We start from the raw sequence: 25,227 nt of genomic DNA, 5'->3' as shown, positions 1-25,227 counted from the left end.
TCATGGACGCACTCCTCGTCGTCAATGCCGGGTCGTCCAGTCTAAAGTTTCAGTTGTTCGGGATTGCCGACGCAGGCCTCATACGTCAGATCAAAGGCCAGATTGGTGGTATCGGCACACGTCCGCGCTTGCAGGCGAAGAGTGCCGACGGTGCCGTACTCGTCGACCGGAGCTACGAGGCAGATGCTGTTCGCGATTTGCCAGCAGCAATTGCGGCGGCGCGGGATTGGCTGCTGACGCTTGAGGGTTTCACTTTGCGCGCAATCGGCCATCGGGTGGTGCATGGCGGACCGGACTATGCCGCGCCCGTGCTGATCGACGCGGCCGTGCTTGACCGGCTGGCGAGCTATCAGGATCTGGCGCCTTTGCACCAGCCCAACAACCTCGCGCCCATTCGTCAGGCAATGGCAATCAATCCCGACGTGCCGCAGGTCGCCTGCTTCGATACCGCCTTCCATCACGGGCACCCCGAAGAGGTGAACTGCTATGCGATGCCGCGCCGCTTCTATGACGAGGGCGTGCGGCGCTATGGCTTCCATGGCCTTTCCTACGAGTACATAGCCGAGCACCTCGGCGAGGTAGCGCCGCGCGATGCGCGGGGCAGGGTGATTGTTGCTCATCTTGGCAGCGGTGCTTCGATGTGTGCCCTGCGCGACGGGCACAGCGTCGAGACGACCATGGGCTTCACTGCGCTCGATGGCCTGCCGATGGGTACCAGGCCGGGTCAGCTCGATCCGGGCGTCGTGCTTTACCTGATCCTCCAGCGCGGCATGAGTGCGAAGGCGGTATCGGATCTGCTCTACCATGACGCCGGACTCAAGGGGCTCTCCGGGGTGTCGAACGACATGCGCGATCTCCTGGCAAGCAACGATCCGCATGCCAAACTCGCCATCGATCACTTCGTCTATCGCTGCGGGCTCAACGCCGGGATGCTTGCGGCCGCGCTCGGCGGCATCGACGCCTTCGTCTTCACCGCAGGCGTCGGCGAGAACTCCGCCCCGATCCGTGCTCGGATCGCGGAAGGTCTCGCGTGGCTTGGAGCTGAACTCGACCCAGTCGCCAACGACAGCGGAGCCACCCTGATCTCCACGGCTTCAAGCCGCGTCGCGCTCTACGTTCTTCCGACCGATGAGGAATTGATGATCGCGCGCCACACGCTGGCACTTCTGAAAACCCTTGCAGCTTGACCCAACGGAGGCAATCCATGTCCATTCCCGCCGCGAAGGCCAAGCTTCTCGAAGGCCGCAAAGGCCTCATCGTTGGCATCGCCAACGACCGCTCGATTGCGTGGGGTTGCGCTCGCGCCTTCCGCGCCTTCGGGGCCGAAGTCGCCGTCACCTATCTCAATGACAAGGCCAAGCCCCATGTGGAGCCGTTGGCGCGCGAGCTCGAAGCGCCGATCTTCCTCCCGCTCGACGTTGCTATTCCCGGTCAGATGGAAGCGGTCTTCGAGGAGATCGCGAAGAGCTGGGGAGAGCTCGACTTCGTCGTGCATTCCATCGCCTTTTCGCCGAAGGATACGCTCGGCGGACGCGTCGTCGACGTGCCGCGCGAGGGCTTCCTGAAGACCATGGACATATCCTGCTGGTCGTTCATCCGCATGGCGCATCTGGCCGAACCACTGATGAAGAATGGCGGCACGCTCTTCACCATGACCTATCACGGCTCGCAGGTCGTGGTGGAAAATTACAACATCATGGGTGTCGCCAAGGCGGCACTGGAAAGTGCCGTCCGCTATCTCGCCGCCGAACTTGGCCCGAAGGGCATCCGCGTTCACGCCATTTCGCCTGGCGCACTTGCGACCCGTGCCGCCTCCGGCATCCCGGAATTCGATGCGCTGCTTGAAAAGACCAAGGTCAAGTCGCCGGCCCGCGAGCTTGTGGACATCGACGACGTTGGTGCCGCTACGGCATTTCTCGCTCACGATGCCGCGCGGCTGATAACCGGGCAGGTTCTCTATGTCGACGGCGGCTACCACATCATCGATTGATCGCCAGGATCACGCTTGAAACGTCAGATGTTGCCCATGCAGAGATACTTCATCTCCAGATAGTCCTCGAGCCCGTGGCGGGAGCCTTCGCGGCCGATACCCGACTGCTTGATGCCGCCGAAGGGGGCAGCCTCCGAGGACATGCGGCCGGTGTTGATGCCGACCATGCCGTATTCGAGCGCCTCGGCCACATGCCATACGCGCTTGAGGTTCTCGGCGTAGAAATAGGCGGCGAGGCCATAGATCGTATCGTTCGCCTCGGCGATCACCTGTTCGGCGGTCTCGAAGCGGATGATCGGAGCGATGGGGCCGAATGTCTCTTCTTGCGCGACGCGCATGTCGGTCGAGATGCCGGTGAGGACCGTCGGCTCGAAGAACGTGCCCGACGCGCCGATGCGATGACCGCCGGCGCGCACCTTAGCGCCCTTCGACACGGCGTCGGCGACGTGGGCCTCGATCTTCTCGATCGCATGCCGGTCGATCATCGGGCCGATGGTGACGCCGGCGGAAAAGCCGTCGCCGACGGAGAGTTCGGCGACGCGTGCCACGAATTTCTCCGCAAACGCGTCATGCACGGCCGATTGCACATAGATGCGGTTTGCCGAAACGCAGGTCTGGCCGGCGTTGCGGAATTTCGCCTGGACAGCCCCATCGACCGCCTCGTCGATATCGGCATCGTCGAAGACGATGAAGGGGGCGTTGCCGCCGAGTTCCAGGCTCACCTTCTTGATCTGGTCTGAACACTGGCGCATCAGCAGGCGGCCGACTTCCGTCGAGCCGGTAAAGCTGATCTTGCGGACCTTGGGGTTGCTGCAGAGTTCGCGCCCGATCGCAGCCCCTTCCGAAGCGTAGAGCAGATTGACGACGCCTGCAGGGAAGCCGGCCTTCTCGGCGAGCACGAACATGGCGCCGGCAACGAGCGGTGTCTGTTCTGCGGGCTTCAACACGATGGCGCAGCCGGCGGCAAGCGCGGGCGCGATCTTGCGGGCGACCATGGAAGCAGGGAAGTTCCAAGGGGTGATCGTCCCGACGACGCCGACCGGCTGCTTGATGACCAGCATGCGTCGGTCATTGGCCGGTGCCGGGAAGGTTTCGCCATAGATGCGCTTCGCCTCCTCGGCGTACCATTCGACATAGGCGGCAGCGTGCAGCACCTCGCCCTTCGATTCGCCGATCGGCTTGCCCATTTCGGCGGTGAGGATGGCGGCGAGATCGTCGGCATGGGAAATGATCAGGTCGTGCCAGCGCCGAAGCACCGCACTTCGGTCCTTGGCCGGTTTTGCTGCCCAAAGGGCTTGCGCGGCGGCGGCCGCATCGATCGCAGCGCTCGCCTGTGCAATGCCCATATCCGGCAGGGTCGCCAGCAGCTCTCCGGTCGACGGATTGAAGACGTCGAAAGTCTCGCCGTCCCAGGCCCCGGCCGTATGCGCAATACCGTCCAATGCGGAAAACAATTCCGCATCGCGCAAGTGTCTGGTCAAGGCGGGCGTCAGGCTCATGATGGGCATCCTCCAGCGATGCCCGTCGCATGCCGACCGGCCCGCTTCCTGTTTGTTCTTGCGGGCGTCGTTCCTCCCGACGCCCGGAGCCATTTCATCGGCCCAGACAACCGCGTTAGCGGTCGCCCGGCAAGGCGTCAACCGCGCGCTTCGAGGATCGAGGCTTCGAGGATGTCGAGCGCCTCGGCAAAGACGTTGTCCTGGATCGTGATCGGTGCCAGGAACCGGATGACGTTGCCGTGCACGCCGCAGGTGAGCAGGATCAGGCCCTTGTCGAGCGCGATCAGCCGAACCTTGTTGGCAAAGTCGGCGCTCGGCAGATTGGTCTTCACATCATTGAATTCCACGGCGTTCATAAAGCCCGGGCCGCGGATGTCGACGATCTCGGGCGCCTGCTCGCGGATCGCGGCAAGGCGCTGCTTCAGTCGGCCGCCAAGCTGTTCGGCCCGTTCGCAAAGTTTCTCCTCGGCGATGACATCGAGCACGGCATGCGCCGCGGCAATACCGAGCGGATTGCCACCATAGGTGCCGCCAAGACCGCCGGGGGCCGGCGCGTCCATGATCTCGGCGCGGCCGGTGACGGCAGCGAGCGGGAAGCCACCGGCAAGGCTCTTTGCCATCGTCATCAGGTCGGCTGCGACCTCATGATGATCCATCGCAAACATCTTGCCCGTGCGGGCAAAGCCGGTCTGGACTTCATCGGCAATCAAAAGAATGCCGTGCTGGTCGCAGATTTCGCGCAGTGCCTTCATGAAGGCTGGCGGAACCGGGTAGAAGCCGCCTTCGCCCTGCACCGGCTCGATGATGATCGCAGCGACCCGGCCAGGATCGACATCGGCAGCAAACAGTTTCTTCAGCGCGGCCAGCGACTGCTCGACGGTGATGCCGTGAAGTTCGATCGGGAAGGGCGCGTGGAAGACGTCGCCCGGCATGGCGCCGAAGCCAACCTTGTAAGGCACCACCTTGCCGGTAAGCGCCATGCCCATGAATGTGCGGCCATGGAAGCCGCCGCCAAAGGCGATCACGGCCTGGCGACCAGTCGCCGCACGGGCGATCTTGACTGCATTTTCTACGGCTTCGGCACCTGTGGTGACGAAGATCGTCTTCTTGGCGAAATCGCCGGGCGCAAGCGCGTTCAGGCGCTCGGCGAGATGCACATAGGTCTCGTAGGGTACGACCTGATGGCAGGTGTGGGTGAAGCGATCGAGCTGCGCCTTGACGGCGGCGATCACCTTCGGATGGCGATGGCCGGTGTTGACGACGGCGATGCCGGAGGCGAAGTCGATATAGCGGTTGCCTTCCTTGTCCCAGATTTCGGCGTTCTCCGCACGGTCGGCGTAGATCTGCGTGGTCATGCCCACGCCGCGGGAAATGGCAGCGTTCTTACGATCGGTGAGGCTAGTCATGGTGCGTGTCCTGTTGCTGGCGAAGGCAATATGTTGCATTTTTTCTGCAAGTTTATTTGGGAAGTGGTACATCTTTCAAAATGGAATGCAAATCAAATTTGGTGATCGAGAGAACACCGGCGCTGATGAGGCATTCTTGTAAAAGCTTAGGTCGGGCGGATAAGTTCGTGAGCGCGCGGGTGCGGCGCAGATTCGTTGCCGGACCAGGCGGTTGTAACAAGGAAGAGAAAATGAGCGGCGTGCGCTACAAGGTTGCCGAGGCTGCACGATTGGCGGGAGTGTCCGCCTCGACGCTCCGATTGTGGGAAACGCAAGGACTGGTCGTGCCGGAGCGTTCACCGACGGGCCACCGGCAATACACGGAAGCCGATCTGGCGCGACTGAAACGCATTTCCTGGTTTCGCGTCGAACGCGGTCTCAACCCGGCGGCTATCAGAGAAGCACTCGAAGCCGAGGTGGCTGCGGATGATGACGCGCCTGCGCCGGGAGAGAGCGGTATCGACAACCAGGTCGGCCGCAAATTGCGCAGTCTGCGCCATGCCGCCGGCAAGACGCTGGAGCTGGTTGCGGGCGAGATCGGGATTGCCGCTTCCGTACTCTCGACGCTCGAGCGCACCTCGCAAGGCGTGTCAGTTGCCGTTTTGCACAACATCGCCGCATATTTCGGATCGACGGTTTCGAGCCTGTCGGGCGAGGAAGAGGCGGACGCACGCGCCGTTGTCCGGGCGGGAGAATGGCGGGCCTGGCCGAAGACCACGCCCGGCGTCACGGTCCAGCTCCTTGCCGACGGTCGCAACCAGATGGACTGCCATCGTTTCGTGCTGGAGCCCGGTGCTTCAAGCGAAGGCGCTTACCGGCATGAGGGGGAGGAATTCGTCTATGTGCTTTCGGGGCGCGTCGAGTTCATTCTCGACAATGACCAGTTTTACGACCTTGGGGTCGGCGATTCGCTCTACTTCGAAAGCAAACGCCGCCATGCCTGGACAAACCGGCATGACGGCGAAACGGTCCTTCTGTGGATCAACACGCCGCCGACATTCTGACGGCGGCGTGCCTGATGCCGATCAGGCCGCGGCGTAGCGCTTGGCCATTTCCGGCAGGCGCAGGGTGCGGATCTTCGATGCCTTGCCGGCGGTACGGAAGGCTTCGAAGCGCTCGCGGCAAACCTCGGTCATGAGCGCCGTCGCCGGCTTCAGGTAGGTGCGCGGGTCGAAATTTTCCGGATTTTCGGCAAAGTTCTTGCGGATCGTGCCGGTCATGGCGAGACGCAGGTCGGTGTCGATATTGACCTTGCGAACGCCGAGCGGGATCGCCTTCTGGATTTCCGAGACCGGAACGCCCCAGGTCGGCTTCATCTTGCCGCCATAGGTGTTGAACAGATCCTGTAGATCCTTCGGAACAGAGGACGAGCCGTGCATCACGAGATGGGTGTTCGGCAGACGCTTGTTGATCTTGGCAATGGTTTCGATCGACAGGATGTCGCCATCCGGCTCACGGGTAAACTTGTAGGCGCCATGGCTGGTGCCGATGGCGACGGCGAGCGCATCCACACCGGTCTTGGTGACGAAGTCGAAAGCCTGCTCCGGATCGGTCAGCAGTTCCTCGCGCGACAGCTTGCCCTCGAAGCCGTGGCCATCTTCCTTGTCGCCAGCGCCGGTTTCCAGGTTGCCAAGGCAGCCGAGTTCGCCTTCGACGGAAACGCCGGCCGCGTGCGCGATCTTCACGACTTCGGCGGTGACTGCGACATTGTATTCATAGCTCGCGACGGTCTTGCCGTCCTTTTCCAGCGACCCGTCCATCATGACCGATGTAAAGCCGTTGGTGATCGCCGAAATGCACGTCGACGGCTGGTCGCCGTGGTCGAGATGCAGACAAACCGGAATATGCGGATATTCTTCAGCAGCACCCAGGATGAGGTGGCGCAGGAAGGCGTCACCCGCGTAGGAGCGAGCGCCGCGGCTTGCTTGCAGGATAACGGGAGAATCAGTCGCGTCTGCAGCGCGCATGACGGCCTGAATGTATTCGAGATTGTTCACATTGAACGCCGGCAGTGCGTAGTCGTTCTCCGCCGCATGGTCGAGCAGTTGCCGCAATGTGATCAATGCCATTCGATAATCTCCCTTTATATGTCTCTGCGCAGCTTGGTGCGCGACGAAAATGGTCCGGCCATGCCGCCGCACGTGGTTTCATCGACACCAGTCGATGGCCGGATTTGTCGTGCGACGTGACAACGCGTGCGAAATGGTCGCGCCCACCGAAGTCAGGCGCACAATAGTTCATCAAAGTGGTTTGGCAACGGGCGACAGGCTGGCTGCGAGGGGTGCCGGACGCGCTTCAATCGATTTTACTGTGGACTGGATGCAACAGGACGGATCTAACCGTTTCGCTTTCTAGTGGTGCGTCACCGCGGGTCGGATCGATCGGGCTAAATGCTACCTTTGCGCGCGCCGATGGCGAGCTGCACCGAGTTGGAAATGGCCTGTGAGGAAGCGCGGCGTGACCGTTCAGCGGACGTGCTGCAAGAAGATTGCGGCAAAGGCCCTGTTTCTTTTCGCACATTACGTAAACTGCCCCTCGAATTCACGAAGTTTGCACGACGGCTGATTCTTGGCCTCGATCCGGCAAAATGGCGGTCGCATCTAAAACGTTACAGGAGATAGGCGTGGATTACCGCGCCGCTGTCATATCTGCGTCGCAAAAACGACGAAAACGATCGCAAACGAAATACAACTTTAAAGTTCACAAAATTACGGCTCTATAGATAAAGATGCAGCCGGCTGCAGAATCCGCCTTGCGTTTGAGAAAGATTTGCACTTCTCTCCTGCGATCACAAACCCAAAAAAGGGGAAGGAGAGAAACGAAATGGCCTCACTGAAACTCAACCTTAGCGCTGCCGCGCTGATCGGCTCGTTGCTCATCGGAGCAAGCCCGGCTCTTGCCGAAGCTGTCCTGCATCGTGGCAATGCCGGTGAGCCGCAGACGCTGGACCAGGCCCATACGTCGATCAACATCGAAGAGTTCATCCTGAAGGATCTCTACGAAGGCCTCACCGTCTATGACGCATCGGGCAAGATCGTCCCGGGTGCAGCCGAAACGTGGGAGCTTTCGGACGACGGCACGGTCTACACCTTCAAGCTGCGCGCTGATGCCAAGTGGTCCGACGGTTCGCCGGTGACGGCCGAAGATTTCGTCTTCTCGTTCCGCCGTGTCGAAGACCCGAAGGTTGCGGCCGGTTACGCCAACATTCTCTTCCCGATCAAGAACGCCGAAAAGGTCAACAAGGGCGAACTGCCGACCGACCAGCTTGGCATGAAGGCCGTCGACGACAAGACGCTTGAAATCACGCTTGAGCGCCCGACCCCGTTCTTCCTCGAACTGCTTGCGCACCAGACTGCACTTCCGGTCAGCAAGGCCAGCGTCGAAAAGAACGGCGCGGACTTCGTCAAGCCCGGCGTTATGGTTTCGAACGGTGCGTTCACGCTTGCCGCCCACGTTCCGAACGACAGCCTGACCGCCGTCAAGAACCCCAACTACTGGGATGCCGCTAACGTCAAGCTCGACAAGGTCATCTTCTACCCGATCGACGACCAGGCCGCTTCGGTCCGCCGCTTCGAAGCCAAGGAAATGGATCTCGCCTACAACTTCTCGGCCGATCAGCTCGATCGTCTGCGCAAGTCCCATGGCGATCAGGTCCACGTGTCGCCGACGCTCGCGACCTACTACTATGCCTTCGACACCCGCCAGGAGCCCTATAGCGACGTTCGCGTCCGTCAGGCGCTGTCCATGGCCGTCGACCGCGACTTCCTTGCCAAGGAAATCTACGCTGGTTCGCAGCTTCCGGCCTACTCGATGGTGCCCCCGGGCATCGAGAGCTACGGTGAGCCGTCCAAGGCCGAGTTCGGCACCCTGTCGCAGCTCGATCGTGAAGACAAGGCACTGGCCCTGATGAAGGAAGCCGGTTACGGCGAAGGTGGCAAGCCGCTCGAAATCGAGCTGCGCTACAACACCAATCCGAACCACGAGCGCGTTGCAACTGCCGTTGCTGACATGTGGAAGAACACCTTCGGCGCCAAGGTGTCGCTGGTGAACCTCGACGTGTCTTCGCACTACGCCTACCTGCAGGAAGGCGGCAAGTTCAACGTGGCGCGCGCCGGCTGGGTTGCCGACTACGCCGATGCCGAGAACTTCCTCGCTCTCAGCCTCAGCTCCAACAAGACCTTCAACTACGGCCACTTCGAAAACGCTGAATTCGATGGCCTGATGAAGAAGTCCTACGAGGAGCAGGATCCGGCAGCGCGCTCCAAGCTGCTGCATGAAGCCGAAGCTCTGCTGATGAAGGAACAGCCGATCGCTCCGCTTCTGACCCAGGCCGACCTTTGGCTGGTTTCCGACCGCGTCAAGGGCTGGCAGGACAACTCGCCGAACCAGCACCTTAGCCGGTTCCTGAGCGTCGCCGAATAACGAACAGGGACGACGCGCGGCGAAAATGCCGCGCGTCGCCTCCGGAGTACGTCCATGATTTCCTTCATCCTTCGCCGATTGGCGAGTGCGGTGCCGACCTTGTTTATCGTCGTCACCATTTCCTTTTTCCTGATGCGGTTTGCCCCAGGCGGCCCCTTCAACCTTGAGCGTCCCCTTCCGCCACAAACGATGGCGAACTTGATGGCGACGTATCAGCTCGACCAGCCCCTGTGGCGCCAGTATGTTCACTACCTCAGCAATGCAGTGACCGGCGACTTTGGCCCGAGCTACATCTACAAGGACAACAACGTTGCGCAGTTGATCGGCAAGGGCTTGCCCTATTCGATAGAACTCGGCCTGTATGCGCTGCTGTTCGCGGTAATTGGCGGCGTCATCGCCGGCACGATCGCTGCACTTCGGCAGAACAGCATCCTCGACTTCACCATCATGTCAGTCTCGACGCTCGGCGTCACCGTGCCGAACTTTGTCGTCGGCCCAGTCTTGACGCTGATTTTCGCCATTTTCCTCGCCTGGCTGCCGGCCGGTGGCTGGGGTGACGGTTCGATGCGCTACCTGATCCTGCCGATGATCGCGCTCGCCCTGCCGCAATTGGCAGTCTTCGCGCGCCTGACCCGCGGTTCGATGATCGAGGCGCTGCACACCGATCATATCCGCACCGCCAAGGCCTATGGTCTTCCCGCAAGAACGGTTGTCGTCACCCACGCCATGCGCGGGGCGATGCTGCCTGTCGTCTCCTACCTCGCACCTTGCGCGGCGGCGTTGCTGACGGGCTCCGCCGTGGTCGAGACGATCTTCACCATTCCTGGCGTCGGCCGCTACTTCGTCCTCGGGGCGATCAACCGCGACTATACGCTGGTGATGGGCACGGTCATTCTCGTTGCCATCTTCGTTATCGTTTTCAATCTTTTGGTCGACATTCTTTACGGCCTGCTCGATCCGAGGGTTCGCCATGACTGATATCGTCCAGACACCGGCGGCAACGCCGGAAACCAAGGGGCGTAGCCTCTTCCAACTGGCTGCCATGCGCTTCAAGCGCAACCGTGCGGCCATGGCGGGCTGCGTCATGCTTGCCCTGATCGCGATCTTCTCGTTCCTGGGGCCGCTGTTCGTGCCGCACACCTATGATCAGGTGTTCCCGTCCTATGTGAATATCGGGCCGAGCCTCGAGCCTCGTCCGGATGCGTCCACCCTGCAAGGGGTCATGGAAGGGATCGCGACACGTGCCCGCGTCACGTTGAAGGAGTTCAACGTCGAGGGGGAGACCTTCACCGCGACCATCACCTCCGAGCAGCCGATCGATGCACGCGCGACGCGCTACTTCGATCGTGCCAATGAGTTCCGCGACACACAGGTCGTGGCGACCGAGGATGAAGGCCGCACCCTCAAGGTGACCGGCCAGGTCGACCGCGAATACTTCCCGTTCGGCACCGATTCGAACGGTCGCGACCTCTTGGTCCGCGTCATGCTCGGCGGCCAGATCTCGATCGCCGTCGGCCTGCTCGCCAGTCTCGTGTCGCTCGGCATCGGCGTCGTCTATGGCGCGACGTCGGGTTATATCGGCGGCCGCGTCGACAACGTCATGATGCGATTGGTGGAGATCATGTATTCTCTGCCCTTCGTCTTCCTCGTCGTCGTTCTCGCCGTCTTCTTCGGGCGCTCGTTCATCCTGATCTTCCTGGTGATCGGCGCGGTCGAATGGCTGGATATGGCCCGCATCGTGCGCGGTCAGACCCTGGCGCTGAAACGGCGGGAATTCGTCGGCGCAGCGCAGGCGCTCGGTCTGACTGACTGGCAGATCATCCGTCGGCACATCATTCCGAACACCATCGGTCCCGTCATCGTCTTCGTCACCGTCGTCGTGCCGAAGGTGATCCTGCTCGAGAGCTTCCTCTCCTTCCTCGGCCTGGGCGTCCAGGCGCCGCTGACGAGCTGGGGCGCGTTGATCTCGGAAGGCGCCAAGAATATCCAGTCGTACCCCTGGCTCTTGATCTTCCCGGCCATCTTCTTTGTTCTGACGCTGTTCTCGCTGAACTTCGTCGGCGACGGCCTGCGCGACGCGCTCGACCCGAAGGACCGCTGATATGGCTGACACAAACGAAACCATTCTGGCCGTCCGCGGCCTCAAGGTGAACTTCTCGACGCCGGACGGTACGGTCGAAGCGGTCAAGGGCATCGATCTCGATGTGCGCACCGGCGAGACGCTTGCCGTCGTCGGCGAGTCTGGCTCGGGCAAGAGCCAGACGATGATGGGCATCATGGGCCTGCTCGCCAAGAACGGCACCGTCACCGGTTCTGCCCGCTATCGCGGTCAGGAACTGGTGGGCCTCTCGCCCAAGGCGCTCAATGGCGTGCGCGGTTCCAAGATCACCATGATCTTCCAGGAGCCGATGACCTCGCTCGATCCGCTCTATACGATCGGCCGGCAGATTGCCGAACCGATCGTTCATCACCGCGGCGGCACATTCAAGCAGGCGCGCAAGCGCGTGCTGGAACTGCTCGAACTGGTAGGCATTCCCGAGCCGGGTCGGCGCATCGACAGCTATCCGCACGAGCTTTCGGGCGGCCAGCGCCAGCGTGTGATGATCGCGATGGCGCTTGCCAACGAACCGGATCTTCTGATCGCCGACGAACCGACGACGGCCCTTGACGTGACGATCCAGGCGCAGATCCTCGATCTGTTAAAGTCGCTGCAGAAGCGCTTCGGCATGGCGATCGTGCTGATCACGCACGACCTCGGCATCGTCAAGCATTTCGCTGAACGGGTGGCAGTGATGCGCCGCGGCGAAGTGGTGGAGCAGGGCACCACCGCTGACATCTTCGAGCGGCCGCAGGCCGACTACACGAAGATGCTGCTCGCGGCAGAACCGAGCGGTCGCAAGGCTCCCCCGACAGACAATGCACCGATCATCCTTGAAGGCCGGGACGTCTGTGTCGACTACGCGATCGGCGGCGGCTTCTTCACCCGCGGCAACGCCGTCTTCCGTGCCGTCGACAAGGTCACCCTGAAGCTCCGCGAAGGCCAGACCATCGGCGTTGTCGGCGAATCCGGGTCCGGCAAATCGACGCTCGGGCGGGCGCTGTTGCGGCTTCTGCCGAGCAGCGGCTACTACCGCTTCGGAACGACTGACATTTCCGGCTTCGATCGCGGCCAGATGCGTCCGCTCAGGCGTGCGCTGCAGCTGGTCTTCCAGGATCCCTACGGTTCGCTGTCGCCACGCCGCACCGTCGGTGAAATCATCACCGAAGGTCTGCACGTGCACGAGCCGGCGCTCAGCCGCGCCGATCGCGACCGTCGCGCCATCGAAGCGCTGAAGGAAGTCGGGCTCGATCCGGCTTCGCGCAACCGTTATCCGCACGAGTTTTCGGGTGGCCAGCGGCAGCGCATCGCGATTGCTCGCGCCATGATCCTGAAGCCGAAGGTCGTCATTCTCGACGAACCGACATCGGCGCTGGACCGCTCGGTCCAGGGGCAGGTGATCGAGCTTCTGCGAGATCTGCAGCGCTCACACGGCCTGTCCTACATCTTCATCAGCCACGATCTGTCCGTGGTGAAGGCGATGTCGGACTACGTGATCGTCATGAAAAACGGCAAGATCGTCGAAGAAGGCGATACCGACGGGATCTTCGATGCTCCGAAGGAGCCGTATACCAGGACGCTGATCGGCGCGGCCTTCAACGTTTGAGGCCACCAGTCCTGTTACAGCTTTGCAGGGGCGCGATTTTCGCGCCCCTGCTTTTGGTTGGGGGTAAACGACAGGCCTAGAGACTGTCACCGTCGCTGGACAGGTCGGCGGCCACCAGCTTCTTGTCGAGCCCGAACTTCTGCATCTTTTCATAGAGCGTCTTGCGCGAGATGCCGAGCGATTCATAGACCGGTTTTAGCGCGCCGCCATGGGTGGCGATGGCGTTGGCGATCAGCCCCTTCTCAAAGGCTGCGACCTTGTCTGCCAGGCGGGTGCCGGTCGTCATGGGCGAGGCGGCCTCGCTCGATGTGGAGTCCAGCCCAAGCACAAGCCTTTCGGCAGCATTGCGCAGTTCGCGCACGTTGCCCGGCCAGTTGCGTTCCGCCATCTCTGCCAGCATGTTTTGTGACACCTCGACTTCGTCTCGGCCATAACGCGCAGCGGATTCGCGCGCGAGTTGCAGGAACAGGAGCGGAATGTCGGCGCGGCGTTGCGCGAGCGGCGGCACGCGCAGCGTCGCGACATTGAGGCGATAGAGAAGGTCGGGCCGGAAGCGACCTGCTGCCACTTCCAGCTCCAGATCTACCTTGTTGGTGGCGATGAAACGGACGTCGAGCGGCACAACCTCGTTGGAGCCCAGCCGCGTGATCACGCGCTCTTGCAGAACGCGCAGAAATTTTGCCTGCAGGTCGATCGGCATCGAGCCGATTTCGTCGAGCAGAATGGTTCCGCCGCGTCCATGTTCGAACTTGCCGTAGCGTGGACGGATCGCGCCGGGAAAAGCGCCTGGCTCATGGCCGAAAAGTTCGCTCTCGATCAGGTTTTCCGGCAGGGCTGCGCAGTTGATGGCGATGAAGGGACTGTTCGCCCGAGCACTCAGATCGTGCAGGGTACGAGCCACGACCTCCTTGCCGACACCGGTCTCGCCGATGATCAGCGTATCGGCATCGGAAGCGCCGATAGCACGGATGCGGTAACGCAGGTCGACCATGACCTGGCTGCGGCCGGGCAGTCGCTGCTCGATGTCGTCGCGCTTGCCGGCAACTGCCTTGAGCCGACGGTTCTCAAGCACCAGCGCGCGCCAGTCGAGCGCGCGGCGAATGGTGCCGGCGAGCATCTGGGCGGTGAAGGGTTTTTCGACGAAGTCATAGGCGCCTTCGCGCATGGCGCGGACGGCGAGCTGAACGTCGCCATGGCCGGTAACAAGGATCACCGGCACCTCGACGTCGATCTCGCGGATGCGCTGGAGGAAGGTCATGCCGTCCATGCCAGGCATGCGGATGTCGCTGATGACGACGCCGGGAAAACTGAACCCGATGAATTCCAGGGCGCGCTCGGCGCTGGCAAACGTTTCGACGCGGAAGCCGGCAAGCTCCAGCGCCTGCGCACTCGAATGGCGCAGTTCCTCTTCGTCATCGACGAGCAGGACACGGCTTTCGATCATTCGGCGGCCTCCTGGCCCAGGTCGTCTGCAACGGGAAGTTCGATGCGGAATTCCGCACCGCCTTCAGCGAGGTTCGTGGCAACAAGGCTGCCGCCGAAGTCCTTGACGATGTTATAGGAAATCGACAGGCCAAGGCCTAGCCCCTTGCCGACCCCCTTGGTCGAAAAGAACGGGTCGAAGATCCGTTCGGCGATTGCCGCCGGCACGCCGGGGCCGTGGTCGCTGACCGCAAGCACAACCTTGTCTCCGTCGCGCCAGGCACGAAGCCGAATGTGGCGATCCTCCAGTCCCTCGACCGCATCGGCCGCGTTGGAGATCACGTTGACCAGAACCTGCTGCAGGCGAACGGAACCGGCGCGAACCACCAGCGGCTCCGGCCCGAGATCGATGTCGATGTCGGCGGCCGCCGCCTTGAGCCTGACCGTGACGATTTCCATCGTGTCGCGCACGACATCCTCGATCAGCACTGGTCCGAGCTTCTCGTTGGGCTTACGGGCAAAATTGCGCAAGTGCCGGCTGATGGCGGCCATGCGGTCGACGAGGCCGGAGATCCGCCTGACATTGTCGCTGGCTTCATCGGTTCGCCCGCGCTCAATCAGCAAGGTTGCACTGTCAGCATAGGTCTTTGCGGCCGCCAGCGGCTGATTGAACTCGTGCGACAACGCCGCCGACATCTGCCCGAGGCCCGCAAGCTTGCCGGCCTGGATGAGATCGGCCTGGGTGCGGCGCAGTTGTTGCTCGGTCAGGCGGCGCTCGGCTATCTCCTCCTCGATCTGCGCGTTGACGCGTGCGAGATCCGCCGTTCGTTCATCCACGCGCCGTTCCAGTTCCGCCTGTGCCTCGGCCTGCATCGAGATACGTTCGTTGAGCCGCGCACGTCTTTGCCATAGGATCCCGGCCGCCAGTCCGGCAAGGCAGATCAGCAGCAGCGCCGCAATCGTCGTCGTAAGGGCCTGCGTTTTCACCGAGGCCGTGTCCGCCAGCACGTTCACGGTCCAGTCGGCGTCCGTCATGTATTGCGACACGACAAGATATTCGCGGCCGGACTGACCGGAGGATATGCGCATCAAGTGGTGGTCGCCGCTGTCGTGGCGCGTCAGAGGCAAGGGGCGAACGGTGGCATCCGCATAGCGCCTCGAAGCCACCGTCTGGGCGCGCCGCTCCTCCGTCAGGGGCAGGATAGCCGTATAGAGCCACTCCGGCGTCCCGGTCATGAAAATGATGCCCTCGGGATCGGAGACAAAAATCTTGTACTCACCGCCCTGCCAGGACGCCTCAATGCTTTCGACATCGACCTTGAAGACGATGACACCGCGGATATCCTCGCCGACGCGGATGGGAGCGCCGAAAAAATAGCCACGCTTCAGCGAGGTCGTGCCAAGCGCGTAGAACCTGGACTGCCGCCCTTGCAACGCCTCCTGGAAATAGGGGCGATAGCTGAAGTTCTGTCCGACGAAGCTCGTCGGGCCGTCATAATTGCTGGCGGCGATGGTATCGCCGCCGGGTGTGATCACATAGATATCGGAGGAGTGCAGCAGCCCATTGATATCCTTGAGATAGGCGTTGACCGATTCCCGCAGACGCCGGTCGCGGGGCCGCGTGGCAAGCTCCTTGATATCGTCGTGATCGGCGATCAGGGCGGGCAGGGCCTGGTATCGGTTGAGGTGGCCGTCCAGCGCCGCCACCGCGAGCCGCAGGGCGGTGTTTGCCTGGGCAGATGCTTCGTCGAGATAGCTGCGCGTCGCCACGGCATTGCCCTGCCAGGCAAGGACGGCAACCGCCAGCGGCAGCAGGAGGACGGCAAAGATCAGGCGGTATTTCACGGAATGTCTGGGCTCCTCCTCCCGCTCGCTCCCGATAGCCACGCTGTGGCTGATACCAATCTTAAGCAGGCGCCGGCCCACCCACAAGGCGTCGGCTATGTCCTCACTGTTCGTTCAACGATTTTCCCTTGTCGTCAACAAAACGTAGACAATGCGTTTGGTGGCGACTGTCTTTCGCAACGACCGGGATGAGCGCATCTATGCGTCATGACAAAGCCCCGTCTCGGCGGGCGGAAAGGATCAAGGCAATGCTCAATCAGATCAAGGGCCTGCATCACGTGACCTCGATGGCCGACGATGCCTTCACCAACAACCAGTTCTTCACCAAGACACTCGGCATGCGCCGCGTCAAGAAAACGGTGAACTTCGATTCCCCTGACGTCTATCACCTCTATTATGGCGATGAGGCCGGAACCCCCGGCACGGTCATGACCTATTTTCCGTTTCCACAGATGCCGCGCGGGCGTGCCGGCACCGGCGAAGTCGGCACAACGGTCTTTTCCGTTCCTGAAGGTGCGCTCGGCTTCTGGCGCGAGCGGCTCGCAAAACTCGGTGTCACCGGCCTCAAGGAGGAACAGACCTTCGGTGAAAAGCGCTTGAATTTCGCAGGCCCTGATGGCGACGGCTTCGCGCTTGTCGAAGTGCGCGACGACAAGCGGGCGCCCTGGACAGATGGCGGTGTTTCGGGGGACCACGCGATCCGCGGCTTTCATTCGGCGGCGATGCGGCTGCGCGACGAAGGCGCGACAGCGGAGCTTCTGAAGTTCATGGGCTACGAGGAGCTGGATCGCAAGGATGGCGTTACACGACTGATCCTGCCTGGGGGCAATGGCGCGGGTCTGATCGACCTCGAGACCATGCCGAACCTCAATCGCGCTGCCCAGGGCGCAGGCTCCGTGCATCACATCGCCTTTGCGGTCGACAATCGCGAAAAGCAGCTCGAAGTGCGCAAGGCGCTGATGGACACCGGCTATCAGGTGACCCCGGTGATCGATCGCGACTACTTCTGGGCGATCTACTTCCGCACGCCGGGCGGCGTCCTGTTCGAAATCGCCACCAACGAACCGGGCTTCAGCCGCGACGAAGAACTCGCCCATCTCGGCGAAGCGCTGAAGCTGCCGCAACAACACAAGCACCTGCGCCCGGTTCTCGAAAGCCAACTGCAGAAGCTTGAAGCTTAGGGCGCAGCGCGGTCGGGCGATGCCCCGCCGCCGATGCGACACCCCGCAAGAAACAAGGAGATCTCCATGGCCGATCACGGCTACGTCCACAAACTGAAAGCCGGTCAGCCCGGCAATCCCATTTTCCTCGTCTTCCACGGCACGGGCGGCGACGAGAACCAGTTCTTCACCTTCGGCGCGCAACTCATGCCCGAGGCGACCATCGTGTCGCCGCGTGGCGACGTGTCGGAGCATGGCGCTGCCCGCTTCTTCAAGCGGACGGGCGAGGGCGTCTACGACATGGCGGACCTGTCCCGAGCGACGAAGAAGATGGCCGATTTCGTCAAGGCCCTTGCCGACGAACACCAGGCGTCTGAGATCGTTGGCCTCGGTTACTCGAATGGGGCAAACATTCTTGCCAACGTGTTGATCGAGTATGGCCTTTTCGACAAGGCGGTGCTGATGCATCCGTTGATCCCGTTCCGGCCGAAGGACAATGCGGGGCTTGCAGGGCGCCACGTCCTGATCACGGCCGGCGAACGCGACCCGATTTGCCCGGCGCCCCAGACGCAGGCGCTGGCGGACTATTTCACGGCGCAGGCCACCGACACCGAAATCGAATGGCATGCCGGTGGCCACGACATCCGCCAGAATGAAATCTCCGCAGTCGAGCGCTTCGTCAGGGGCTGAAAGTTACTCCAGCCGGCGGCGGAACAACCACGAAGCGGCCGAGAGCGTGACGAGGGCGATGACGCAAAGCGGTATCGTCTGGCGCACGACCTCGGCCAGCGGGATATCCTTCAGGAACACCCCCTTCACGATCACCAGGAAGTAGCGCAGCGGATTGACGAGCGTCACCGGCTGCAGCCAGGCAGGCATGTTCTCGATCGGTGTCGCAAAGCCCGAGAGCAACATTGCCGGCACCATGAACAGGAAGGCGCCAAGGATCGCCTGCTGCTGCGTCATCGACAACGCTGAAATGAACAGCCCGAGACCAACCACCGCCGCAAGATAGAAGACCGCGCTGCCATAAAGCAGGAACAGCGACCCGCGCAGCGGCACGCCGAAGATGAAGACCGCGGCGAGAATGTAGACCGTGATGTGGAACATCCCGATCATCATTGGCGGTATCAACTTGCCGATCAGGATCTCATGTGTTCTGAGCGGCGAAACCATTAGCTGGTCGAAGGTGCCCAGTTCCCTTTCGCGCGCGATCGACAGTGCGGTAACGATAAGGCCAATCAACAATGCGATGCTGGCCACCAGATTGGGCACCATGAACCATTGATAGGTGAGGTTGGGATTGAACCAGTTTCGTGCGATGACCGCGATCGCCGCGGAGGCCGAGCGTTTGCCGGCCGGCGTATCGGCGGCAAGCGCGGCGACGATGCGTCCCAGATAGCCCGAGACGATCTGCGACGCGTTCGATCGGCGCCCGTCGAGGATAATCTGGACCTCGGCGGGCCGGCCGGCTTCGATGTCACGCGAGAAGGTCGGGCCGATCTCCAGGGCGGCAATCGTACGTTGCCTGTCGATTGCGTCGCGAACCTCGTTTTGATTATCGGTGAACGCGATGCTTCGAAACGTTGGGGAGCCGTCGATCCGCTCGACGAGTTCGTGGCCCCAATGGCCACTGTCACGGTTGAGAACCATGACGTCGACGTTCGTCACTTCGAGCGTGGCCGCATAGGAAAAGACCAGAAGCTGGAGGATCGGCGGTCCGATCAGGATCGCCCGACCCTTGGGATCGCGCAGCACCGCCAGCAGTTCTTTGACGATCAGCGCTTTCAGCCGTGTCCACCACATGTCAGCCGATCCTTTTGCGGGTGCTTCGTGCCGCGAGCGCGAAAAAGACGCAGCCGATCAAAAGCATGACGGCAATCGCCTGCAGGAACATCGGCCAGATGTCGCCAGCCAGAAACACCGTCTGCAGGCTCGGGATGAGATAGCGCGCCGGCACGATGAAGGTGATCCACTGAATGACCGTCGGCATGGAGTTGATCTCGAACAGGAAGCCGGAGAGCAGGAAGGCGGGCAGAAAGGCCGAGATCAGCGCAAGTTGCGACGCCAGGAACTGGTTCTTGGTCGCCGCTGAAATCAAAAGGCCCTGACCGAGTGCCGGCATCAGGAATGTCGCCGAGAGCGCATAGAGTGCCGCAACCGAGCCCCGGAACGGCACGCCGAAGAGAAAGACGGCCAGGAGCACGCAGAGCGTCATCGACGCCAGCCCGAGCAGGAAATAGGGCAGGAGCTTGCCGGCGAGCAGTTCTGCTGCCGATACCGGCGTCGCCATCATCGCCTCCATCGTGCCGCGCTCCCACTCGCGCGCGACCACCAGTGAGGTCAAAAGCGTGCCGACGAGCGTCATGACGATGGCGATCGAGCCGGGCACGAGGAAATTGCGGCTGGTCAGCTCCGGGTTGAACCAGAAGCGTTGTTCGGCCGAGATCGCCGGTGGCGGGCCGGCGTCTTGCCCGCGTTGCTGGCGCTCCCAGTTGGCGACTGTCGCCTGGGCGTAATTCTGCACGAAGTTGGCCGTGTTCGGGTCTGAGCCGTCGACCAGGACCTGCAATGCCGGATGCCGTCCGGCGGCGTGGTCGGCCGTAAAGCGGGCAGGGATGACGACGATCCCGCGGAGCCGCCCGAGCACGAGATCGTCCTCGAAATCGCGGCGGTCTCGGCCGAGGCTGACGGAGAAATAGCGCGATGCCTGGAAGCCGGCCGCGAGATCGCGCGTCAGTGGCGTCTCCTGTTCCACCACGAGGCCGATGCGCGTCTGCGTCGTGTCGAGCGATACGCCGTAGCCGAACAGGAACAAAAGGATCAGAGGCAGGACGAAGGCGATGAGAATGCTGCTGGGATCGCGGACGATCTGGTAGCTTTCCTTGCGTACCAGTGCAGCAAAGCGGCGTCCTCGTCCGGATGTCGGTGTCTCGATTTGCGCAGGCGTCGTCATGCCGCCGCCTGCCTCTCTTCCGATCCCTGCACCAGCGCGATGAAGGCGTCCTCCATCGTCGGGTCGGGGAGCGCCGCAGTGGCCACCTGCTTTTTCAGGTCGTCGGGCGAGCCGAGCGCAATCGAGCGGCCGCGATAGATGAGCGAAATGCGATCGCAGTATTCGGCCTCGTCCATGAAGTGAGTGGTGACCAGCACCGTCACGCCCTTTTCGACGAGGCCGTTGATATGGGTCCAGAATTCACGCCGCGTGATCGGGTCGACGCCGGAGGTAGGCTCGTCGAGAAACAGGGCTTCCGGTTCGTGCAGAACGGCGCAGGCAAGCGCGAGGCGCTGCTTGAGGCCGAGCGGCAGGTCCTTGGCAGACATGTCGAGCAGGCGACCAAACCCAAAAATCTCGACCATCAGCCGCGTCCGCTCCCGCTTGCGTTCGCCGGACAAACCATAGACCCCGGCAAAGAAATTCAGGTTCTGCGCGACGCTGAGATCGCCATAGAGCGAGAACTTCTGTGCCATATATCCGAGGCGATTGCGGGCTTCGGCGGCATCACGGCGAAGGTCGAAGCCGGCGACCCGGCCTTCGCCGGCACTCGGCTTCAGCAGTCCGCACAGCATTTTGAACGTCGTCGACTTTCCCGCGCCATTCGGCCCGAGCAGGCCAAAAATCTGGCCGCGTGGAATGTCGAAGCTTATGTCGTCGGCTGCGGTGAAATCGCCGAAGCGCTTCGTCAGCCCATGCGCCTCGATCACTGGCTTGCCATCCTCGTTGGCAAACGGCGTCTGGGCTTCCGCCAGCTTCGAACGGCCGCCGGGACCACCACCCAGCATATCGATGAATGCGTCTTCAAACCGCGGCGGCGCCACGGTTGCCGATGGCGCGGTTCCGGTCGTGTCGGCCGGCTCTTCAGGGGGGGCAAACCCCGGCGCTATGACGAGCCGAATGGCGTCCCCCTGGATAACGCCATCGACGACACCGTCCCCGTCAAGGTAGTGCGCAAGGGCCTCGCGTTTTCGTCCGGTCGTGCCGGAAATCTTGAAGACGCGATCGGCGACCCGTCCTGTCAACTCGGCGGGCGCACCCTCGAAAAGCAATTTGCCTTCGTTCAGCAACAACACCCTGTCGCAGGCTTCCGCCTCGTCGAGATAGGCCGTCGACCAAACAACGCCGATACCGGAAGCGGTCAGGTTTTCGACCATTTTCCACAGGTCTCGCCGGGATATGGGGTCGACGCCGACGCCCGGTTCGTCGAGCAGAAGAAGACGCGGTTTGCGCAGCAAAGCGCAGGCAAGCCCGAGTTTCTGCTTCATGCCTCCGGAAAGCTTGCCGGCCAGCCGGGATGTAAAGCGCTTGAGGTCGGTGAATTCCAGCAGTTCGTCGTATGTCGCCGTGCGTTCAACGAGCGGAAGGCCGCGCAGGTCGGCGTAAAGATCGAGGTTTTCCTGCACGCTCAGGTCTTCGTAAAGCCCGAAGCGCTGCGGCATGTAGCCGATGGATGCCTGAATGCTGGCGGCGTCCTTGGCGGTGTCGAAGCCCAATACCGTCACTGTCCCTTCGTCGGGAAGCATCAGGCCGGTCATCAGCCGGATCAGCGTCGTCTTTCCCGCGCCGTCGGGGCCGACAAGACCGGTGATGCGACCGCCGAGAATGTCTCCGTCGACATGATCAAGCGCGGGCGCTTCTTTGCCAAAACGCTTGACGACACCGGAGATCTGCACGAAGCGCTCGTCGGCGATCATGATGTGCCTCCCGCAGCGCTTGGCAGGCGAACGGTAACCGGCATGCCCTGGCGCAGATCCACTCCCGGCTTCGCCACGACGATACGCAGGCGATAGACGAGATCGGTCCGCAGTTCCGGTGTTTCCACCGACTTCGGCGTGAATTCGGCAACGGGAGAAATGAAGCCCACCGTTGCCTCGTACGGCCGGTCCGGGGCCGTATCCGAGACGATCTCGACTTTCATGCCGGGATGGACGCGTCCGAGGTCGGGTTCGGCGATGTAGGCGCGCACCCATACGGGCTGGTTCAAGGAAATCACATAGGCTGTGTCCGACGGCGCAATCATCGCGCCAGTTTCGTGAACGCGGGAAAGGACGATGCCATCGTCGGGCGCCAGCAGCCGAGTGTCGGAAAGCGAGGTGCGCGCACTGGCGAGCCTTGCCTCCGCCGCCTGGACCTGCGCGGCGGCAGCGGCGATGTCTTCGACCCGACTTCCCTCCTCGAGCAACGCGAGCGCTTCGCGGGCGGAGGTGGTGCGGGCGGCGGCCGCTGCGCGTGCCGCACTCGCTTCATCCAGGTTCGCCTGCGAAATCGTGCCGTTTGGCCGCAACTGCACGGCCCGCTCATAGGCAAGGTCAGCATTCTGGAGTTCGGCGATCCGCTCCTCGTGGACGGCCCGCGCCTGAGCGATCTCGCTCTTGCGTGCGCCGGCCTTCAGCTTTTCAAGATTGGCGCGCAGTGCACCAAGATCAGCATCCGCCGCGTCCACTGCCTGCTGAAAAGGCGTGGGATCGAGGTTGCCAAGAAGATCACCGGTCTTGACCGGGTCGCCTTCGTCGACGGCCAGTTTGGCTATGCGCCCGCTGACGCGAAAGCCGAGAGACACCTGCCTGATATCGACATTGCCGTAGAGCACCGAGGCCGGCCGCTGCTCCAACCATCCGAACCGTGCAGGAAGCTCGAACCACCAGCCGGCGGCTGCGGCTCCGGCAAGCACGGCGATGGCGATGGGAATTTTCCGGCTCATGGCTGGCGGTCCGTATTGTCGCCGAGCCCTTCGACGAGCCCGGCTGCGTGGCTTTTCAGTATTTCGAGTTCGGCGGGGCCGACGGCGTCCCACCGCATCTGCCGCAACACTGCGGCGTGCGCCATGCGGAAGACGAGGATGCTGCCGACGAAGGACAGTGTCTTCAGCCGCACGCGCTCCGATGCCGGATCTTCACCCAGGATCGTGCCGACCAGCCGGCCGGCCATTGAGATCATCGGTCCCATGATGTTGTCATAGACCCGCGCGAAGGCTTCCGTCGGCTCCATCTGTTCGCGGATAATGAAGCGTGCCCAACTCTCGGATTGCCGGCTGACAAACAAACCAACCATGCGCTGGACCATCTGCGTCAGCAGGGCACGTGCCTCCTTGGCGCTCATTGCGACACCTTCCGCATCAAGCCGTGCCAGTCGCTCCAGGATGACCGTTCGCAGGTCGGCGACGTGCCCGCCGATGATCGCCGCCAGATGCTCGGCCGCAGCAATGTAGAGACCTTCCTTGCCGCCGAAATAGTAGGGGATCGCCTGCAGGTTGACGCCAGCGGCATCCGCGAGCTTGCGGGTGCTTGCGCCGTCGAAACCATAGCGTCCGAAGACATCGATCGATGTCGAAAGCAGCTTCTCTTTCGTGGCGTCGCCGCGATCGGGTTTGGGGCCGGATGGGGAGTTCTTGTTTTTCATCATGTGCGCATATTACGACAGCCAAGCAATTAAGTCAATCGAATGAATTTATGATGGCTCGGGTGACGCCTGCCGCTGGCAAGCCCGGCGCACTATTCGCTCAGACTCGGCTTGGTAGCGCTCTTACAGGCAGCGAACTCGGAATATGTCAGGCGACGTCGCGCTCGTCGTCATTCTCCAGCCTGCGCTGGAAGAGTGCGGCAATCAGATCGGACTGCGTGACGATGCCGACCAACCGGTTGTCGGCGTCGACGACGGGCATGTGGTGCAGCCCCATGTCGGCCATCGGTGGGACGAGTTTGGCGATCATCGTTTCCGGCAGTGCCGATTGCACGCGACGTGTCATGATCTCGGAAACGAGCCGGGGGGCTTTCGGTCCAAAGCCGATGACGCTGCCGAGCCGTTGCGTGAAGCCGGCATGCGGTGCCAGCATCGCGTGTTTGATGAAGTCGGTCTGGGTGATGATGCCGACGAGGCCATCCTTTTCTGTCACAACCGGCAAGGCCTTGATGTCGTGTTCGAGCAAGGTCTGCCAGGCTTTGCGCAGCGAGGTCTCCGGCGTTGCAGTCGCCACGTCGCGCGACATGACTTCGCCGCAGGTGATTTCGCCCGAGCGTCGATTGAAGGCGCGGATCTGCGCCTGATGGATGAGCGCATCGAGCTCGTCAGGGCTGATATCGACAACCTCGCCATATTGCGCCAGCACTGCCTGCAAGTCGTCCGGGACGATGCCGAGACGGTGCGTCGGCAGGGGATCGTCGGTGCGGTGCGTGTTGCCGGCGGGCGCCAGGTGAGGGTAGCGCCGGCCCGTCGCGTTGTTGAACAACAGGGCGACGACGAGGATGAGGGCGGAATTGATCGCGACCGGCGACAGTACGAACCAGTAGCCGGCCTCATGGATTGATGTGCCGCCAAGCACTGCAGTCAAGGCGACCGCGCCGCTTGGTGGGTGAAGACAGCCGAGCAACAGCATGATCGCGATTGCAAGCCCGACGGCGACTGCCGCGGCAATGACCGGTTCCGGAATGAGAAGGGCCGAGGTAACCCCGATCACGGACGCGACGATGTTGCCCCCGAGGATGGACCAGGGCTGCGCCAGCGGGCTGGACGGCGCGGCAAACAGCAGGACTGCGGACGCGCCCATGGGGGCTATCAGCAGCGGCAGGTTGGCATCGGCGCCAAGTGCCAGCGTGCTGACGAGGCCGGTCAGAAGAATGCCGACAAGCGCGCCAAGCGACGCGCGTAGCCGCTCCGTATGGCTGATCGGAACGAGCGATGGGATGAAACGCTTGAGATAAGCGCTGGCCTTCGACATGGAAACTCGCGGGCGACTGGATCACTGA

At 62.3% G+C, this 25,227-nt stretch carries 20 protein-coding genes; 9 read left to right on the top strand and 11 right to left on the bottom strand.

The features are described 5' to 3' along the window. Window positions 1-2 precede the first annotated feature (2 nt). Window positions 3-1,187: an acetate/propionate family kinase gene (locus tag LPJGGPFB_RS26745; protein ID WP_173422976.1), complete on the top strand. Its 1,185-nt coding sequence runs from the start codon at window positions 3-5 to the stop codon at window positions 1,185-1,187. Between the two features lie 17 nt (window positions 1,188-1,204). Then, window positions 1,205-1,990 carry an enoyl-ACP reductase FabI gene (fabI, locus tag LPJGGPFB_RS26740; protein ID WP_173422975.1) on the top strand — a complete coding sequence of 262 codons (786 nt, stop codon included), beginning with the start codon at window positions 1,205-1,207 and terminating at the stop codon, window positions 1,988-1,990. A gap of 23 nt (window positions 1,991-2,013) precedes the next feature. Here the strand turns inward: fabI and LPJGGPFB_RS26735 are convergent, their stop codons facing one another. Next, window positions 2,014-3,489: an NAD-dependent succinate-semialdehyde dehydrogenase gene (locus LPJGGPFB_RS26735; RefSeq protein WP_173422974.1), complete on the bottom strand. Its 1,476-nt coding sequence runs from the start codon at window positions 3,487-3,489 to the stop codon at window positions 2,014-2,016. A gap of 137 nt (window positions 3,490-3,626) precedes the next feature. Beyond that, complete coding sequence (locus LPJGGPFB_RS26730; RefSeq protein ID WP_173422973.1) at window positions 3,627-4,895, bottom strand: 4-aminobutyrate--2-oxoglutarate transaminase; 1,269 nt, start codon at window positions 4,893-4,895, stop codon at window positions 3,627-3,629. A gap of 230 nt (window positions 4,896-5,125) precedes the next feature. On the opposite strand from LPJGGPFB_RS26730, the gene LPJGGPFB_RS26725 reads away from it, so the two are divergent. After that, complete coding sequence (locus tag LPJGGPFB_RS26725) at window positions 5,126-5,938, top strand: MerR family transcriptional regulator (protein ID WP_173422972.1); 813 nt, start codon at window positions 5,126-5,128, stop codon at window positions 5,936-5,938. Window positions 5,939-5,959: 21 nt separating this feature from the next. Here the strand turns inward: LPJGGPFB_RS26725 and fba are convergent, their stop codons facing one another. Beyond that, window positions 5,960-7,003: a class II fructose-bisphosphate aldolase gene (fba, locus tag LPJGGPFB_RS26720; protein WP_057211221.1), complete on the bottom strand. Its 1,044-nt coding sequence runs from the start codon at window positions 7,001-7,003 to the stop codon at window positions 5,960-5,962. A gap of 754 nt (window positions 7,004-7,757) precedes the next feature. On the opposite strand from fba, the gene LPJGGPFB_RS26715 reads away from it, so the two are divergent. The 4 genes from LPJGGPFB_RS26715 to LPJGGPFB_RS26700 are packed head-to-tail and all read left to right on the top strand — an operon-like array spanning window position 7,758 to window position 13,060. After that, window positions 7,758-9,356, top strand: coding sequence for a peptide ABC transporter substrate-binding protein (locus LPJGGPFB_RS26715; RefSeq protein ID WP_173422971.1), 1,599 nt, complete (start codon window positions 7,758-7,760; stop codon window positions 9,354-9,356). Between the two features lie 54 nt (window positions 9,357-9,410). Further along, entirely contained in the window at window positions 9,411-10,334 is a 924-nt protein-coding gene (gene oppB / locus LPJGGPFB_RS26710; RefSeq protein ID WP_173422970.1) for an oligopeptide ABC transporter permease OppB, read from the top strand. After that, on the top strand, window positions 10,327-11,457 hold the full coding sequence (locus LPJGGPFB_RS26705) for an ABC transporter permease (RefSeq protein WP_173422969.1): 1,131 nt from the start codon (window positions 10,327-10,329) through the stop codon (window positions 11,455-11,457). Before oppB ends, LPJGGPFB_RS26705 begins: the two co-directional genes overlap by 8 nt. A 1-nt stretch (window position 11,458) precedes the next feature. Continuing rightward, window positions 11,459-13,060, top strand: coding sequence for an ABC transporter ATP-binding protein (locus LPJGGPFB_RS26700; RefSeq protein WP_173422968.1), 1,602 nt, complete (start codon window positions 11,459-11,461; stop codon window positions 13,058-13,060). Window positions 13,061-13,136: 76 nt separating this feature from the next. Here the strand turns inward: LPJGGPFB_RS26700 and LPJGGPFB_RS26695 are convergent, their stop codons facing one another. Next, window positions 13,137-14,504 (bottom strand): sigma-54-dependent transcriptional regulator, encoded by a 1,368-nt coding sequence (locus LPJGGPFB_RS26695; protein ID WP_173422967.1) that lies wholly within the window; start codon window positions 14,502-14,504, stop codon window positions 13,137-13,139. Then, complete coding sequence (locus tag LPJGGPFB_RS26690; RefSeq protein ID WP_173422966.1) at window positions 14,501-16,327, bottom strand: ATP-binding protein; 1,827 nt, start codon at window positions 16,325-16,327, stop codon at window positions 14,501-14,503. The genes LPJGGPFB_RS26695 and LPJGGPFB_RS26690 overlap by 4 nt, the downstream gene beginning before the upstream one ends. Before the next feature lie 248 nt (window positions 16,328-16,575). On the opposite strand from LPJGGPFB_RS26690, the gene LPJGGPFB_RS26685 reads away from it, so the two are divergent. After that, window positions 16,576-17,508, top strand: coding sequence for a VOC family protein (locus LPJGGPFB_RS26685; RefSeq protein WP_173422965.1), 933 nt, complete (start codon window positions 16,576-16,578; stop codon window positions 17,506-17,508). Between the two features lie 66 nt (window positions 17,509-17,574). Then, window positions 17,575-18,177 (top strand): alpha/beta hydrolase, encoded by a 603-nt coding sequence (locus tag LPJGGPFB_RS26680; protein ID WP_173422964.1) that lies wholly within the window; start codon window positions 17,575-17,577, stop codon window positions 18,175-18,177. A 3-nt stretch (window positions 18,178-18,180) separates the two neighbouring features. On the opposite strand, the gene LPJGGPFB_RS26675 is transcribed toward LPJGGPFB_RS26680, so the two are convergent. The 6 genes from LPJGGPFB_RS26675 to LPJGGPFB_RS26650 form a co-directional block, all read right to left on the bottom strand. Further along, a complete protein-coding gene (locus LPJGGPFB_RS26675; protein WP_173422963.1) occupies window positions 18,181-19,293 on the bottom strand; it encodes an ABC transporter permease in 1,113 nt (370 codons plus the stop codon). A gap of 1 nt (window position 19,294) precedes the next feature. Continuing rightward, window positions 19,295-20,443, bottom strand: a complete 1,149-nt coding sequence (locus LPJGGPFB_RS26670; protein WP_173422962.1) for an ABC transporter permease — start codon at window positions 20,441-20,443, stop codon at window positions 19,295-19,297. Beyond that, on the bottom strand, window positions 20,440-22,179 hold the full coding sequence (locus LPJGGPFB_RS26665; RefSeq protein ID WP_173422961.1) for an ATP-binding cassette domain-containing protein: 1,740 nt from the start codon (window positions 22,177-22,179) through the stop codon (window positions 20,440-20,442). The genes LPJGGPFB_RS26670 and LPJGGPFB_RS26665 overlap by 4 nt, the downstream gene beginning before the upstream one ends. Beyond that, window positions 22,176-23,186: a secretion protein HlyD gene (gene hlyD, locus LPJGGPFB_RS26660; RefSeq protein ID WP_173422960.1), complete on the bottom strand. Its 1,011-nt coding sequence runs from the start codon at window positions 23,184-23,186 to the stop codon at window positions 22,176-22,178. The genes LPJGGPFB_RS26665 and hlyD overlap by 4 nt, the downstream gene beginning before the upstream one ends. Beyond that, window positions 23,183-23,887, bottom strand: a complete 705-nt coding sequence (locus LPJGGPFB_RS26655; protein WP_173422959.1) for a CerR family C-terminal domain-containing protein — start codon at window positions 23,885-23,887, stop codon at window positions 23,183-23,185. Before LPJGGPFB_RS26655 ends, hlyD begins: the two co-directional genes overlap by 4 nt. A 145-nt stretch (window positions 23,888-24,032) precedes the next feature. Next, entirely contained in the window at window positions 24,033-25,199 is a 1,167-nt protein-coding gene (locus tag LPJGGPFB_RS26650) for an HPP family protein (protein ID WP_173422958.1), read from the bottom strand. Between the last annotated feature and the right edge of the window lie 28 nt (window positions 25,200-25,227).

Origin of the sequence: Ensifer adhaerens (assembly GCF_013283195.1) — a bacterium.
GTDB lineage: Bacteria > Pseudomonadota > Alphaproteobacteria > Rhizobiales > Rhizobiaceae > Ensifer > Ensifer adhaerens_G.
The sequence above is the reverse complement of the archived record's forward strand: the minus strand, read 5'-3'. Positions and strand labels throughout refer to the sequence as shown.